The following is a 15,293-nucleotide window of genomic DNA, read 5'->3' as shown; positions in this document are numbered from 1 at the left end:
TCCTACCAAACTGACCGCTGTAGCCTTGGATACGCTTGCCCAAGGTCAAGCAAGCCGGAAACTCGGGACGCGATGCTCCAGCTGAACAAGCCCTCATGCGCGCCGCCAGCACTGCCCTCGCCTATTTTTTCGGCAGCGGCGCGGCCTTGCGTTTCGGAAGAGAGGGCGTTGGACTCCATGACGGCCTGTCCTCGCGTGCCGTTTCAAGCACGACGAGGTAGCGCCCGGCCTCGGGAACCGGCGCGCGGTCTGGCCGCAATACCCAGAGCTGCCGACCTTCCCGCACAGACTGCAGGTAGTCCGCATCCAGGATGCCGTGGTGGTCCAGAAAGGTATTGAGCGTGGCGGGAATACGGATACATCCCTTGGACTGTGCGCTGCCCAGGCGCTGCTCCAGCGCGTCCGGGTCGGTGGCATGCATCTGCAGCCGCATCTCAATCACCTTGCCGTCGCCCCAGCCCTTGGGCACGCGCTGCCAGCCGAAATCGAAGACGCGCATGCCCCGGGCCCCGTAACCACGGATGCCGTTGGAGTTCAAAGTGCCTTCGGCGCGGAAATCTGGGTTGGCCAGACTGTGTGCGAAGACGCCCAGTGGCGTCACGAAATGGTCGAATCTGCCGGGCAAGCCGGTCGAGACGGGCGCCGCGCCTATGCCCGACCACTCGCCGCCGGCCAATCTCAGCAGCAGGAAGGCAGCCTGGACATAAGGGTGACGATCCACCACCAAGAGGTACTGCGGCCCCTCCAGCACGACGCCCGCCTCCGACAGTGCCGACTCAGCAAGCCGGCCGTAATTCACCAACTCGGCGTCGGGCACCTGCAGGCGCCTGTCTACCTCCGTGCGAAACGCCGCCGCGATGCCGACGCCGCCCTGCGCCTGCACGCCATGCAAGGCCAGCAGGAAAACAGAGGCCGTCACAAGACGCGTCAGCGGGCGCATGGCTGGCTTTTCGCCGATATCGATCCGGTGTGGTCGCACGACATGGTTTCTCCTTGGAATTTCCACTATTTTGCTGAGCAGGGAATCACCGCCCTTGATCTGCATCAAGCACAGCGCTGCGCGCTGAAACCACCACCTACCCGCTTGAGCAGGCCAACGAGGCCCTGGACGACATGCGGGCCAGCAGGCTCAACGGAGTCGCCGTGCTGGTGCCTTGATCCGGCCGAAAATTTCGCCCTGTCTGCGCTATGTCAAACACGCCGGTTTCCAGCGCGCCTAAGCTGCCGTCATGAATATTCAATTCCTCGGCGCCACCGATACCGTCACTGGCTCCAAATACCTGGTGCGCCATGGGGACGCCTCGGTCCTGGTTGATTGCGGTCTGTTCCAGGGCTATAAGCCGCTGCGTCTGCGCAACTGGTCGTCGCTGCCTTTCGCTGCGGCCGATATCGATGCCGTGATCCTCACCCATGCCCACATCGACCACAGCGGCTACCTGCCGCTGCTGGCACGTCAGGGCTTCGCGGGCAAAGTGTTCTGCACACCCGGCACGGCCGACCTGTGCCGTGTCCTGCTGCCCGACGCCGGCCACCTGCAGGAAGAAGAAGCCGAATACGCCAACCGCCACGGCTTTTCGAAGCACGCGCCCGCCCTGCCGCTGTACACACGCGAGGATGCGATGCGCTGCCTCAAGCTGCTGCATCCGATACCCGCCGGCAAGCACTGGCAACCGGCGCCTGGTCTGACCGCCAGCCTGACACACTCGGGCCACATGGTGGGCTCATCTTTCGTGCAGCTGGAGGACGGCTCGCGCTCCATATTGTTTTCCGGGGACATAGGCCGGCCCAACGACCTGTTGCTACGACCGCCGTCGCAAATGGACGGCGCCGACTATCTGGTTGTGGAGTCCACCTACGGCGACCGCCTGCACAAAGATTCAGACCCCATGCTGGCGTTGGGCCAGGTCATCAACCGCACTGCCGCGCGCGGCGGCGTGGTGGTCATTCCGGCCTTCGCGGTCGGGCGCGCGCAGAGCCTGTTGCATTGCGTCGAAGTGCTCAAAACCCAGGGTGTGATCGAGCGAACGCTGCCCGTCTACCTCAACAGCCCCATGGCGGCCAAGGCCACGCAGGTCTACCTCAAACACAAGGCCGAGCTGCGGCTGACGTCTGCGGAATGCGAGGCTATGGCACATACGGCGCACATCGTCGAGTCACCGGAAGAGTCTCGCCTGCTCAATGCCAAACATGGCCCCATGGTCATCATCGCCGCCAGTGGCATGGCAACCGGCGGACGCGTGGTCCACCACATCAAGGCCTTCGCGCCCGACAAGCGCAACACCATACTGTTTGCCGGTTTCCAGGCCGGCGGCACGCGCGGCGCCCTGATCGTCGGTGGCGAGCCCATGGTGCGCATCCACGGCCAGGAAGTGCCGATGCGCGCCGAAGTGGCGATGTTGGACGACCTGTCGGCCCACTCGGATGCGGCCGAAATCATGGGCTGGCTGCGCGGATTCAAGTCCGCGCCGAAACAGACTTTCATCACCCACGGCGAACCTGCTGCGGCCGATGCCATGCGTCAGCGCATTGAACGTGAGTTGCACTGGCCCTGCCATCTACCCTACTATCTGGAGTCGGCCGCTCTCAGTTGAGCGACTGGCCGCTGCGGCTCTCTGCGTTAGCCCTGGGGACCGCGCAGTAAGATAACTTCTCTTCCGACATGACTCTTCGCTATAGAGTAATGCTGTGTAGATGGATTTTTTTCGGACGGAGCGCCACCGCCGGCGAACGCTCAGTGAACCCCGGTTTCGAAGACGCGTTTAAGTGCCGCCATATCGGTGATATGGATGTGACGCTTGTCGACTTCCAGGATGCCCTGCTGTTGAAAGGCAGAGAACGTACGGCTGACCGTCTCTAGCGTCATGCCTAGGTGGCTGCCGATCTCGGCACGCGACATGCGCAGGTGAAACTCGTCGGCGGAATAGCCACGCAGCTTGAGTCGCTGGGAAAGGTTGATCAGAAAGGCGGCCAGCCGCTCTTCTGCGTTCATGCTGCCCAGCAGCATCATGAGACTGTGCTCCCGGACAATTTCGCGGCTCATCATCCGGCCGACCGCCTGCTGCATACCGGGGCTGGCAGCGGCCAGGCCGCTGAGGTCTTCGTAGGGAATGGTGCAGACCTCGGTGTCTTCCAGCGCGGTGGCGTTGCTGGCATAGGCGCCGTTGGCGATACCGTCCATGCCCATGAGTTCACCTGCCATCTGGAAACCGTTGACTTGCTCGCGGCCGTCTGCCAGCGTCAGGCTGGACTTGAAAGTACCGATGCGCACCGCGTAAATGTTGCGAAAAGCCTGGCCCTCGTGGTACAGCGCTGCGCCCGCCTTGACCTTGGTGCGGCTGAACTTGAGGCCGTCCAGACCGTCCACATCTGAGGGCTTCATCCCGCAGGGCAGGCAAAGATCGCGCAGGTTGCAACTCGAGCACTGAGTCTTAAGCGGCGGGATGGCGGCAGGGAAAGAAATATCACTGGCGGTTGAACAGGCTGAGGACATGACAGCTCCCTGGGTCAAGAGGATGAGACGGGTTGATGAAAAGTTCGCGACGGTGAACGCATGGCGACGGTTTGCACCTTGCTGGCGAGCTGATAAAACTCGGTGTGTTTGTCGAGGAACCAGGCGGCACCTGCGGCCAGGTAGCGCGCGCGATAGGCCGGCTCGGCATGGTTGCTCATGACGATGAAGGGAATGTCCCGCGTGGCCTTGCGAACAGCCTCAAGCACCTTCATGCCACTGCCCTTTTCGAACTGCACGTCGAGCACCGCCACGTCGGGTCGTGTCGCCAGGATGCCGGCGACTGCTGCCTCCGGCGTCTCGGCCTGCCCCGCGATCCCCATGCCCTGAGCCAGCAGAACGGCGGTCAAACGGCTGCGGCTCAGAGCAGAGTCGTCGGCCAGAAAAACCCGGATAGGTGAAGCAGCGTGTTGCATGCCCCTACTGTCTCGCAGGCGGTGCATCCGGAACATCAGTTTTTGCTGAAAGGCCTGCTCGGATAAGGCTGGTTTTCCGCACCCAGCGTTCCGAGTTGGACTCGGAGTTTTCCGAGTTTTTGGCCTTCTCCAGTAGGTTGGCCGGACGCCTAGTGCGCCATCAAAACCGGCAGCGTCATGGTTTTGAGCACGGTCCGGGATACCCCGCCCAGCGCCCATTCATAGGCACGGGCGCGGCCGTAGCAACCCATCACCAGCAAGTCGGCCTGCAGATCGAAGGCGCGCGAGAGCAGCACGTCGCCCAGGTCCGCGGGTTCCGCGCCTTCCCGGTGCCAGGTGGCCTCAATGTCATGGGCCTTCAGGTAAGACACGATGTTCGGGCCCTGGCCTTCGCCGCCCACAGCATCGCTGCCCCAGCTCAGTATGTGCACCGAGTTTGCGCCGCGCAGTATGGGCAGAGCTGCCGTCACCGCGCGCGCCGCCCCGCGGCTGGGCTTCCAGGCGATCACCACCTTGCCCGGCAAGCCAGGCCTGGCCGAGGTATAGGGCAGCACCAGTGCCGGCCGTCCGCTCAGGGCGAGCACGGTTTCCGGAAAATCCGCAGGCATCAGTGCCGACCAATCCTCGCTCGGGTCGTGCTGGCCCAGCACCAGCATGTCGGCATAAAGCGCCCGCTCGGAAAAGGCCGAAACCAGAGGGAATTCATGGATTTCGGCCCAGGCGGCCGTGCCCTCCGCTGGCCTGAGCTGTTCGAACACCGAGCGCGCCTTTGCCAGCGCGGTGTCCCGCGCGTTCTCGCGTAGCACGGCCAGTCCCGGGCCCATCCCGGCGGTCACTGGTATCGCCTCGGAAGCCGAAGGTGAGGCGTAGAGCGCCGTGATGCCGGCGCCGTGGCGGGGAGCGAGCCGGCAGGCAAATTCAAGCCGTTGCGCGAACTGCGGCGTGGCATCGGCATGAACCAGCAGTTTTTTCAATTCATCGCTCATGGATCACCGCCCGGTGCAGAGTTTGGATACCCTGAATGTAGGCAGATGCACCCGCGAGCGTGTTGACCCCTATCAACACCAGACGCTTTGCATGGCGGCTTTGCGGTTCAGGACGTCAGTTGTCTAGCGGTTCGGCCAGACCATGCCTGATCGCGTAGCGGATCAGCTCACTCTGGTTGTTCAAGCCCATTTTCTGCATGAGGTTGGTTTTGTGGGTACTGACGGTTTTCACCGACAGGTTCATTCTTGTCCCGATGTCCGTTAAGGAAATGCCCGCAACCAGCAGCTGTAGCACTTCGAACTCGCGGTTCGAAAGGCTTTCATGCGGCACCGCCTGGCTGCCGGGCATCGCGCCCAGCGCGAGCTGCTCAGCGACCTCGGCGCTGATGAAGGCACCGCCCGAGGCCACCTTGCGTATCGCCTGCTCCAGCTGGGCCGGCGCACTTTCCTTGGTCAGGTAGCCGCTGGCGCCGTTCTTGATGGCCCGCACGGCGTACTGCAGTTCCTGGTGCATGCTCAGCACAAGAACGCGCGGCATCGGCTTTTCAGCGCGTATCAGCTTGATCAGCTCCATGCCGCTGCGCCCCGGCATGGAGAGGTCCAGCACTAGCACATCGAAGTCCAACTCGCGCACGCGCTGCATCACCTCCGTGCCGTTGCCAGCCTCACCGGCGACCTCCATGTCGGGTATGGAGGACACGATGCGTTTAAGCCCCTCGCGCACTATAGCGTGGTCATCGGCAATCACAATCCTGATCACGGAATGTCTCCTGTTTCGGGCATCGGGATGACGACACGGATGCGGGTTCCCTGGCCCGGTGCACTGTCGATGTCCACCGTGCCCCGCAGCAAGCGGGCTCGCTCGCGCAGGCCCATGAGGCCCAGCGAGCTGGGCTTGCGCGGTGCGTCCGTCGCGAACCCAGCCCCATCATCGGCCACCTCCAACGTTACGCCTTCGATTGTCCTCTCTATGTGTACTTCGACCCAAGACGCGCCAGCATGCTTAGCCACGTTCACCAGCGACTCTTGCACGATACGGAACACCGCAGTGGCATAGGGTTCGGCCAGCTCCACCTCCTCGTCCAGCGACAGCCTGCACGCCACACTGTGGCGTTGGGTGAAATTGTGGGTGAGCCACTGGATCGCTGGCACCAGGCCCAGATCGTCCAGCAGCAGCGGCCGCAAATCCGAGGCGATGCGCCGCGTGGCGGCGACGGTCGTGTCCAACAGACCCAGCATGTCGTCAAGCTTCGCCCGTACTGCGTCCGCGGGCATGGCTTCCCGGATCCAGGTGATGTCCATCTTGATCGCCGTCAGCGACTGCGCAAGTTCGTCATGCAGCTCGCGCGCGATCCGTGTTTTTTCGCTTTCGCGAATAGCGTGAGCTGCCGAGGCGAAGGCGGTCAGTTCCTCGTTGGCCCGCACACGCTCGGTCACGTCGCGCAGGATCACGGTATAAAGCTTGCCCTGCGCGGTATCGAGCTGCGAGATAGAGGCTTCCAGCGGAAACTCTTCGCCGTCAGCCCTGAGCCCGTACAGCACCGTGCCGTCACCCATGCGCCGTGAGGTGATGCCGGTCTGGCCGAAACTTCTGACCTGCTCGCCGTGCGCGCCCTGGTGGCGCCGGGGGATCAGGCGTGTGAGCGGCTGGCCCAGCATCTCGCGCGTCGGCCAGCCGAAAATCTTCTCGGCCACCTTGTTATAGAGTATTACGTTCTGCTCGCTGTCCACGGTGATGATGGCGTCCATGGCCGAATCCAGCAGTCCGGCCAGCCTGGCGTCCGCGCCGTCCAGGGCCAGTCGGCCCGCGCGGTCCCGCGCCGCGTAGCGCCAGGCCATCAACCAGGCCATGCCGCAGCTAACTGCAGCCAGGGCCACGACCATGAGCAGTCCTGGCAGCGATTGCGGACTGGATGCCACATAAACAGCAGCCAGCAGAGTCAGGCTCGCCAGCACGGCCAGGATGACGGCCATGGAGCGCCAGCGATTGGGCACCGCATCACCAACGTGTGGAAACAGGGACATGGGCAGCCTCAAGGTCGGAGCCCCATCATATAGCCGGCAGCTTGCCAGCGATATATCGGCTGCTGGCAAGATGCCATAGCTAGCCTGACCGAAGCCCTATCCGGACGTACGGCCAAAGCGCTGTTTTCAAAGCCGGCTTGAGGTGGCGCAAACGGGCTGTGTCCCGCGCCCTGTTCAATGGCCTCATGAAACGCTGCCCTCTTTTGCTTGCGTGCCTGATGGCCTGCGCCGCCCTGGTCCCCCAAGGCGCCCATGCGGAGCCGCCGGTACGCCGGGCTCCAGTATCAGCCGGCGCCCTCGTCGCCAGCCGCGGCGCCGGTGTCGTGGAAATTGGCACCATCAACGTCTGGGTGCCCAGCGGCAGCGATGAGCCGGAGCCCGAATTCGCCCCGTCCGACACCTTCGGCGACCGGCTCGCAAGGCCACAGCCCATCAGCCTGTCTCGCCGCGAGGTACGCGACCTTGCTTCCGGGTTTGTCCTCACGGCCGACGGTTATATCGTCAGCAGCGCGCATGTGCTTTGGGATGCGCAAGAGGCCCAGGTACGGCTGCAGGACGGGCGACATTTTCCCGCAAGGCTGGTTGGTATGGATCGCATCACCGACGTGGCCTTGCTCAAGATCGAAGCCACCGGCTTGTCGCCCGTCGTCATAGGCGACTCCTCGAAACTGGCCGTCGGTGACTGGGTCGCGGCCATAGGCTCGCCTTTTGGTTTTTCCGGCTCCGTTACTGCGGGTATCGTCAGCGCCAAGAACCGCTTTCTTTCCGGCAGCGGCGAAACCGCCTTCCTTCAAACCGACGTGGCCATCAACCCCGGCAGTTCGGGTAGCCCGCTGTTCAATGTCGACGGGGAGGTGGTAGGACTAAACTCGCTGATCTACAGCGGCAGCGGCGGCTATATGGGCGTGTCGTTTGCCGTACCCATCAACCTGGCCGTCGACATCGCCAGGCGCCTGCGCGCTGAGGGGAGGATACGGCGCGCCTGGATGGGGGCTCGGCTGCAGGGTATGACCGCCGCACTAGCGCAGTCCTTCGGGGTGCAAGACCCAACCGGCGCCTTGCTCGTGCAAATCACACCCGGCGGGCCCGCCGCGCTTTCCGGCCTGCAGCGCGGCGACATCATCACCGCCTTCAACGGTGCCAAAGTGCAGGATTTCAGCAGCTTGGCAATGCAGATGGGCGACCACGGCAGCGGCCGCCCAGCCACGCTGGAGATCTGGCGTCAGGGCCGCAAAACCACGGCCACCGTCAAGCTGGAAGAAGCAGTCGCCGTCGCTCCAGTCCCGCCGCCGGTGCCCGACGCCGGCGAACTCCCACGCCTGGGTCTGACCATGGCCGAGTCCGGCAAGGACCTGCAGAAGCAACTGGGCATAGACGGCGGCCTGCTGGTGCGTCAGGCCGCTGGGCTGTCGCGCAGCGAAGGCATACAACCAGGCGACGTGATAGTCGCCGCCAACGAACTTAGGCTGGATAGCGTGGATGATTTCGACCGCGTGCTGTCACGCTTGGAGCCCGGCGCGAGCCTCGCGCTGCTGGTGGTACGCGACCGGCAGCCAGCCTATGTGCCCTTGCGTATTCCGGCGGGGCAAAACCTCCCGCCGCGACCTTAGCCCCTGCTAATTCACCCCGATGGCCCAGTAAAGCGGGCAGAAACTGAACAGGCCCGTCAGCAGCGGAAGCAAGCCTAGCGAGTCTCACCATCGGGCATTTCCATAGAGCCCGAACAAGAGCGCCAGCAACAGGACGCCGCTGACGTTGCGAAGCCGTCTCTCGATGGGGCCTATCTCGTGTTTCATCGCGAAGTCCTTGCGTTTGAGTCCGGCATCCAGCGTAGCGTGCCCCGCAAGACTGTGACTTGATGATTGTCAAAACAGGCGCCTCCAAGCCGGCCTAGAGTGGCATGGCCACGCTGTGGTGGCGCTCGTTCATTGAAGGAAAAAACCATGAAAACCGATATGCAGCTCAAAGCCGACGTCACCGCCGAACTTGCCTGGGACCCCGCCGTCAATTCAGCTGGTATAGGCGTTCTTGTCCATGACGGCGTGGTGACCCTCACGGGACACCTGGACACCTTTGCCGAAAAAATCGCGGCGGAGAGGGCTGTGCGCCGCGTGGCCGGCGTGCGCGGCTTGGCGATAGAGCTGGATGTGAAACTGATCGCCGCTCACCACCGCAGCGACACCGAAATCGCCTCGGTCGCCGCGTCCGCGCTGCTCTGGAGCGCGCTCTTGCCGCCCGACCGAATTCGGGTCGAAGTGGAAAAAGGCTGGGTCACCCTCACCGGCGACGTCGACTGGGCTTACCAGCGCAGCACCGCCGAAAAATGCGTACGCGGCTTGATGGGCGTGCGCGGCCTGTCCAACAACATCGTCGTCAAACCCACCGTCAGCACGCGCGACGTCGCCGCGGAAATATCCGCCGCGCTCGAACGTCAGGCCGAGCGCGAAGCCCGGCACATCGACGTCGACGTTGAAGGCGGCGTCGTCACGCTTCACGGCAAGGTGCATTCCCTGGCCGAACGCGAAGCAGCCGCCGGCGCGGCCTTCGCTGCAAAGGGGGTAACCCGCATCATCAACAAGCTGGAAATCACCGCCTGACGCGGCGGCCTGTTTCCGTCTAATTTTTTGGACTACCCCATGCCCTTTTTTCATACCGTGGTCTGGCTGGACCATCACCATGCCCAGTTGATCCATTTCGACGCCGAACAGTCCGAGACGCGCAAGCTTCACGCACATTCTCATGCCACGTCCCAGCACGCCAGCGAGGTGCGCACGCAGCATGAATTCTTCGGCAAGGTCTGCGATGCGCTGGACGGCATGGAGTCCGTCCTGATGACGGGCGGACACACCGTACAGGCCGACTTCCGTCACTACGTCGACAAACACCGTCCTGCCCTGGTGCCGCGCATCACGGGCTGGGAAACCGTGGACCACCCGAGCGAAGCCCAACTGCTGGCGCTGGGTCGGCAGCGGCGGCACCAGGCGGTCATCGGTCTGGTTACCGGCCAGTGACGGCGCACCGGTGATGGACGAGTCCGGTACAGCCCACGCCCATGCGCTGAGCTTGCGAAATATCAATACAGCCATGCTTGCGTCTGCCTAAAGTCATAAAGCCACCAGAGTGGTGACCATCATTTTTTATCAAGGAGCAAGCCCATGAAAACCGATATGCAACTCAAGGCCGACGTCACTGCGGAACTGGCTTGGGAGCCTGCCGTCAATGCGGCCGGCATTGGCGTCCTCGTCAACGGCGGTGTCGTGACGCTGACCGGGCACCTGGACACCTTCGCCGAAAAGTACGCGGCCGAGAGGGCCGTGCGCCGTGTGGCGGGCGTACGTGGTCTCGCGATGGAACTGGACGTGAAGCTGGCGACAGGCCACCAGCGCAGCGATTCCGAAATCGCTTTGGCCGCGGCATCCGCATTGCGCTGGAGCGTGTTCATGCAACCCGACCGCGTTAAGGTGGAGGTGGAAAAAGGCTGGGTCACCCTTAACGGTGAAGTCGACTGGGCCTATCAGTCCCGCACCGCCGAGCAATGCGTGCGCAACCTGATCGGCGTGCGCGGGCTGACCAACCAGATCAGTGTCAAACCCACGGTCAGCACGCGTAATGTGGCGGCCGAGATCTCCGCAGCGCTGGAGCGGCAGGCTGAGCGCGAAGCCAAACACATCGCGATCGATGTGGAAGGCGGCGTCGTTACCTTGCGCGGCAAGGTGCATTCCATGGCCGAGCGCGACGCTGCCGCTGGCGCCGCATTTGCCGCCCAGGGCGTTTCCCGAATCGTGAACAAGCTGGAAGTCACCGCCTGAATCTACGGTGAGACCCAGGAAAAACTTCATCCCCCCTTAAAAGGAAAGACCATGAAACACCTTCGAAAAATCGAGGATTCTTTCGGCGATTCGCTGGAGTCGGCAATGCGCCGCTTCTTCTCCCCCGCCATCTTCGACGCCGATAAAACTTCGCTGCAGATGCGCGTTGACGTAGACGAAGACACGGACGCATATACCGTCAAGGCCGACATCCCCGGCGTCAAGAAAGATGACATCAGCGTCCAGGTCGATGGCAATGTTGTGCGCATAGACGCCGAAATGAAACGGGAGAACGAAACCAAGGAAAAGGGCGGAAGGGTTGTGCGCAGCGAACGCTATTGGGGTGACGTGTCGCGCACTTTCAGCCTCGCGCATGACGTCGACGAGAGCAAGACCACCGCGAGCTACAGCGACGGCGTGCTGACCCTGAAGCTCCCCAAGAAGGCCGGCGCGCCCTCCGGCAAGATCGCGGTGCAGTAATTCACCAGCCCGCGCGGCGGTCGGTCGCGCATTTTTTCAGGAAGTCACCATGCAAACCATGAAAGCCGCGGTTGTCCATGAATTCGGCCAACCACTTCGTATTGAAGAAGTCCCCGTGCCCACCGTGGTGTCCGGCTCTATCCTGGTCAAGATTGCGGCCTCAGGTGTGTGCCACACCGACCTGCATGCCGCGGACGGCGACTGGCCAGTCAAACCTTCCCTGCCCTTTATCCCGGGCCACGAGGGCGTAGGCTACGTCGCGGCTGTCGGGGCGGGTGTAACTACCGTCAAGGAGGGAGACCGCGTCGGCGTCCCCTGGCTGCACACGGCCTGCGGGCACTGCGAACACTGCATCACCGGCTGGGAGACGCTCTGCGATGGTCAGCAGATGACCGGCTATACCGTCAACGGCGGCTATGCCGAATACGTGCTCGCCGACCCCGGGTATGTGGGGCATTTGCCCGAAGGTGTCGGATTCGGCGAGATCGCGCCCGTGCTGTGCGCCGGCGTGACGGTCTACAAGGGCCTGAAGGTGCTTGACTGCAAACCCGGCGACTGGGTGGCGATTTCCGGCATAGGAGGCCTGGGCCACCTGGCGGTCCAGTATGCGAAGGTCATGGGCTTTCACGTCATCGCCGTCGACATCGACGACACAAAACTGAAGCTGGCCAAAAGCCTGGGCGCCGACATGGTAATCAACGCCGCCAGGCAAAACCCTGTTCAGGAAGTCCAGACAGCGATACGCGGCGCGCACGGCGTGCTGGTGACAGCCGTCTCGCGCAGCGCGTTTTCGCAGGGGCTGGGCATGCTGCACAAGCGCGGCACCATGTCCCTGGTCGGCCTGCCGCCCGGAGATTTCGCGCTTCCGATTTTCGACGTCGTGCTCAACGCCAAGACGGTGCGTGGCTCCATCGTAGGCACCCGCAAGGACCTGCAGGAAGCGCTGGCCTTCGCCGGCGAAGGCAAGGTGCGCACCACGTTCACCGAAGACCGACTGGACAACATCAACGACGTGCTGGACCGCATGCGCCGCGGCGCTATCGAGGGCAGGGTCGTGATGCGCATCAGCGACGACTGATGTCGCACGGGACGCGCCACACGATCGCTCCGTCGGCGCTGCGCATCTGCACGCGATCCAGCCCGCGCGACCCATGCGAGACCAACACATTCACCCCTCCACTCATCACAAAAAGGACATGCCATGAGCACCCGAAAAGCCCCGATCGACGCGTCCCCCGAACCCGCCGAACCCCGCACCGCCGTCTATGACATGCTGGCCGATGCGGGCCGACAGCAGATGGCCTTCGCCACTAGTACCGCCGCCATCCTGTTTCGCGGTTCCGAAGAAATCCGCTACATCCAGCAACAGGCCGCGCAGCAGGCGACAGAGCGCCATGAAGCGGTGGCGCAGAAGCTGCGCGAAGACTGCACGCCCGCCGAATTGCTGGCCATGCAGGCCGACCTGCTGAACTTCGACTTCCAGGGTTCCGCGAAATACTGGCAAGCCATCGCATCGGCCATGCTCAAAACCGAGATGGAGTTGATGGCCTGCGCCACGCACATCGCGGACAGCCGTCCCGGCGAAGCCCCGAAGCCAGCGCTCGAAGCCTGGAAGGCCACCCTGGCCAACGCTGTCAACGGCGCTGGGACTGGTATCGCGCATTGACACGAGCGGGCCTAGGGCGTGTTAACACGCCCTATTCGGCCTGACCCGGTTCATCACGGGTCATCGCTGGTGGACATAGGTGCCGGGCGCCTCAACGGTACCGAGGTCGTCGACAGGCCAGGTCACAGGGACGGCAGGCACACGCGCGCAAGAGTGCGCGCGCAGCCAGGCATGCCAAACTGGCCACCACGAACCTTGCACTACCGGTGCGGCATCCTTCCAGGCCTGCGGGTCCGTGGGCGCGCCCATCGCGGGGCTTGTCGCTATCCGGTAGTGGGCCTCAGGCTTGGCCGCTGGCCCCGACGCCGGGCTGACGATGCCAACGTTGTGCCCGCCCGAGACGAGCACGAAACTCACGGGAGCCTCTGCCAGGTGGTGAATCTTGTACACCGAAGCCCAGGGCGATACATGGTCCTGCTCGGTGGACACCACGAACAACGGAAGCTTGATGTCCGCGAGGCTGACCGGGCGGCCCGCCACCCTGAAACGACCCTGAGCGAGGTCGTTGTTGAGGTACAGGCCGCGCAGATACTGGCTGTGCATGCGCGCGGGCAGTCGCGTGGCATCCGCATTCCAGGCGCGCAGCGCCGTCATCGGCGTTTCGGCACCCATGAGGTATTCATGGACCAACCTGGACCAGACAAGGTCGCGCGAGTTGATCAAGGCGAAAGCCCCGGCCATCTCCCGCCCGTCGAGAAAACCCCGACCGGCCATCAGGTTTTCGAGAAACGCGATCTGGCTTTCGTCAATGAACAGGCCCAACTCGCCCGGCTCCGCAAAATCAGTCTGGGCCGCCAGCAGGGTCAGCGTAGCCATGGCGGCCGGCACGCCGGTTTGTGGAGCCGCAGCTGCGATAGACAACAGCGTTCCGCCCAGGCAATAGCCGGCGCAATGCACTTTGCGACCAGGAGCGCGCTCGTGTACCGCCTGCAGCGCGGCCACGATGCCGAGCTGCAGGTAGTCTTCAATGCCAAGATCGCGGTCGCCGCCATCCGGGTTACGCCAGGACACTATAAAAACTCTGTGGCCTTTGCCCACCAGGTATTTCACCAGCGAGTCCTGCGGCCTGAGATCCAGGATGTAGTACTTCATGATCCACGACGGCACGATGAATACGGGCTCCGCGTCCACCCGCGCGGTCGACGGCTGGTATTCGATCAGCTCGACAAGCCGGTTGCGCATGACCACCCGCCCCGGCGTGCAAGCCACGTCGCGGCCAACGGCAAAGCGCTCGACGCCGCGTGGGCTGCCGTTGGCCACTAGCTTGACGGCGTCGAGCCACAGGTTCGAGAATCCGCCCGTGAGGTTTGCGCCGCCGCTGCGCAGGGTTTTTTCGAGTACCTCAGGATTGGTCGGCACGAAGTTCGAAGGCGCGAACATGTCCAGCCATTGCCGCACCGCAAATGCGGCCACCTCCTCGTGGTGGCGCGACACCCCGCGAACGCCCGCGCCGGCCTCGGCCCACCAGCGCTCCTGCAGAAGGAAGGCTTGCGCAAGCTGTCTGTATGGCGGCCAGCTCCATTCCGGCGCGGCGAAACGCTTGTCGCGCGGCTCGGGCTCTATGCAGACGGAAGACTCACCGTAGCAAGAATGGCCGGCATATAGCGTCCACTGGAGCAGCTTGTGCCAGGCGCTAGCCGCCAACTCGGCCTGTTTACCCGGCGATACGGCCAGGTGGCTCAGCCAGTCGGCTTGCGCCAACAGCACGGACGCGGGCGAGATGCCGTTGGCCAGGCGTGCCAGGATAAGCTGCAGCGGCACATCCGCAGGCGCGGGCCCAGCGGGCGCCAAGGTCGGTTCGGCGTGCATAGTCCGGTTTCTGTTGCGTTCAAAAAGGCGGCAGGTGCCAGGCGAACAAGGCGCGCTCACACTGCGCTGGGCGATAGATCCGTCGGCCGCACCGCATCTTGCTTTTGCGCGTGGTCCCGAACTGCGGCGCCGAATGCCTCCAGGCCAGACGCATAGCTCCCATCGTCCACGTTGCGTGCGGTGAAAGACGTTGAAAGAATGGGCGGCCGACCCAGTATCTGGTCGATCTCGGCGAAGGCATTGGTAGCGCCCTTGCCTCCCATCACCGCGATGACGGCAACGCGCTTGAGGCTCGATGCACGGTCGCGCACAAAACTGCGCATGGGCCCGGCCAACCGGGAAACCCAGATGGGCGCGATCAGCACCACTGTCTCAAAACCGCGTGGGTCTGGCCCTTCATAGCGTATCGCGGGATGGCGTCTGAGCAGCGAATCACCCACGCAGCGCAGCATACCGGCAACACCCGCGCGCGATCGCCTTTCGCAGATCTCACCGCGCTGCCATTGGAACTGGGTGGCCAGGAGGTCGGCCACGCGGCGGGAAGTGCCGGTGTTGGAATAACAAACGATGAGGGTAGGACTGGACATGATTCTG

16 protein-coding genes are annotated in these 15,293 nt (G+C 63.5%); 8 read left to right on the top strand and 8 right to left on the bottom strand.

All coding sequences use genetic code 11. From position 1 onward, the window contains the following. Positions 1–121: 121 nt before the first annotated feature. Positions 122–940: a L,D-transpeptidase gene (locus tag ABIE13_RS13890; protein WP_436278422.1), complete on the bottom strand. Its 819-nt coding sequence runs from the start codon at positions 938–940 to the stop codon at positions 122–124. Positions 941–1,229: 289 nt separating this feature from the next. On the opposite strand from ABIE13_RS13890, the gene ABIE13_RS13885 reads away from it, so the two are divergent. Further along, positions 1,230–2,591, top strand: coding sequence for an MBL fold metallo-hydrolase (locus tag ABIE13_RS13885; RefSeq protein WP_354444361.1), 1,362 nt, complete (start codon positions 1,230–1,232; stop codon positions 2,589–2,591). Between the two features lie 140 nt (positions 2,592–2,731). Here ABIE13_RS13885 and ABIE13_RS13880 read toward each other — a convergent pair whose 3' ends face one another. From ABIE13_RS13880 to ABIE13_RS13860, 5 genes are all read right to left on the bottom strand, one after another. Beyond that, complete coding sequence (locus ABIE13_RS13880) at positions 2,732–3,379, bottom strand: helix-turn-helix domain-containing protein (protein WP_354444359.1); 648 nt, start codon at positions 3,377–3,379, stop codon at positions 2,732–2,734. A gap of 125 nt (positions 3,380–3,504) precedes the next feature. Continuing rightward, complete coding sequence (locus ABIE13_RS13875) at positions 3,505–3,924, bottom strand: response regulator (RefSeq protein ID WP_354444357.1); 420 nt, start codon at positions 3,922–3,924, stop codon at positions 3,505–3,507. 149 nt (positions 3,925–4,073) lie between these two features. Further along, positions 4,074–4,910 carry a universal stress protein gene (locus ABIE13_RS13870; protein ID WP_354444355.1) on the bottom strand — a complete coding sequence of 279 codons (837 nt, stop codon included), beginning with the start codon at positions 4,908–4,910 and terminating at the stop codon, positions 4,074–4,076. A gap of 115 nt (positions 4,911–5,025) precedes the next feature. Beyond that, positions 5,026–5,670, bottom strand: coding sequence for a response regulator transcription factor (locus tag ABIE13_RS13865; protein WP_354444353.1), 645 nt, complete (start codon positions 5,668–5,670; stop codon positions 5,026–5,028). After that, positions 5,667–6,935, bottom strand: a complete 1,269-nt coding sequence (locus tag ABIE13_RS13860) for a PAS domain-containing sensor histidine kinase (protein ID WP_354444351.1) — start codon at positions 6,933–6,935, stop codon at positions 5,667–5,669. The genes ABIE13_RS13865 and ABIE13_RS13860 overlap by 4 nt, the downstream gene beginning before the upstream one ends. Before the next feature lie 185 nt (positions 6,936–7,120). On the opposite strand from ABIE13_RS13860, the gene ABIE13_RS13855 reads away from it, so the two are divergent. From ABIE13_RS13855 to ABIE13_RS13825, 7 genes are all read left to right on the top strand, one after another. Further along, positions 7,121–8,545, top strand: a complete 1,425-nt coding sequence (locus ABIE13_RS13855) for a trypsin-like peptidase domain-containing protein (protein ID WP_354444349.1) — start codon at positions 7,121–7,123, stop codon at positions 8,543–8,545. Between the two features lie 333 nt (positions 8,546–8,878). After that, the gene (locus ABIE13_RS13850; protein WP_354444347.1) at positions 8,879–9,532 is read left to right on the top strand and encodes a BON domain-containing protein; all 654 of its coding nucleotides are present in this window, start codon (positions 8,879–8,881) and stop codon (positions 9,530–9,532) included. 39 nt (positions 9,533–9,571) lie between these two features. After that, a complete protein-coding gene (locus ABIE13_RS13845; RefSeq protein ID WP_354444345.1) occupies positions 9,572–9,946 on the top strand; it encodes a hypothetical protein in 375 nt (124 codons plus the stop codon). A gap of 144 nt (positions 9,947–10,090) precedes the next feature. Continuing rightward, positions 10,091–10,744: a BON domain-containing protein gene (locus tag ABIE13_RS13840; RefSeq protein ID WP_354444343.1), complete on the top strand. Its 654-nt coding sequence runs from the start codon at positions 10,091–10,093 to the stop codon at positions 10,742–10,744. Between the two features lie 51 nt (positions 10,745–10,795). Then, positions 10,796–11,224 (top strand): Hsp20/alpha crystallin family protein, encoded by a 429-nt coding sequence (locus tag ABIE13_RS13835; RefSeq protein WP_354444341.1) that lies wholly within the window; start codon positions 10,796–10,798, stop codon positions 11,222–11,224. 49 nt (positions 11,225–11,273) lie between these two features. Continuing rightward, positions 11,274–12,302, top strand: coding sequence for an alcohol dehydrogenase AdhP (gene adhP / locus ABIE13_RS13830; protein WP_354444339.1), 1,029 nt, complete (start codon positions 11,274–11,276; stop codon positions 12,300–12,302). Positions 12,303–12,425: 123 nt separating this feature from the next. Beyond that, positions 12,426–12,890, top strand: coding sequence for a phasin family protein (locus ABIE13_RS13825; protein WP_354444338.1), 465 nt, complete (start codon positions 12,426–12,428; stop codon positions 12,888–12,890). Between the two features lie 60 nt (positions 12,891–12,950). Here the strand turns inward: ABIE13_RS13825 and ABIE13_RS13820 are convergent, their stop codons facing one another. After that, entirely contained in the window at positions 12,951–14,699 is a 1,749-nt protein-coding gene (locus ABIE13_RS13820) for a PHA/PHB synthase family protein (protein WP_354444336.1), read from the bottom strand. 56 nt (positions 14,700–14,755) lie between these two features. Beyond that, a complete protein-coding gene (locus ABIE13_RS13815; protein WP_354444334.1) occupies positions 14,756–15,286 on the bottom strand; it encodes a flavodoxin family protein in 531 nt (176 codons plus the stop codon). Positions 15,287–15,293 lie beyond the last annotated feature (7 nt).

The organism is Ottowia thiooxydans (assembly GCF_040548795.1).
Taxonomy (GTDB): Bacteria; Pseudomonadota; Gammaproteobacteria; order Burkholderiales; family Burkholderiaceae_C; genus Ottowia; species Ottowia thiooxydans_A.
The sequence above is the reverse complement of the archived record's forward strand: the minus strand, read 5'-3'. Positions and strand labels throughout refer to the sequence as shown.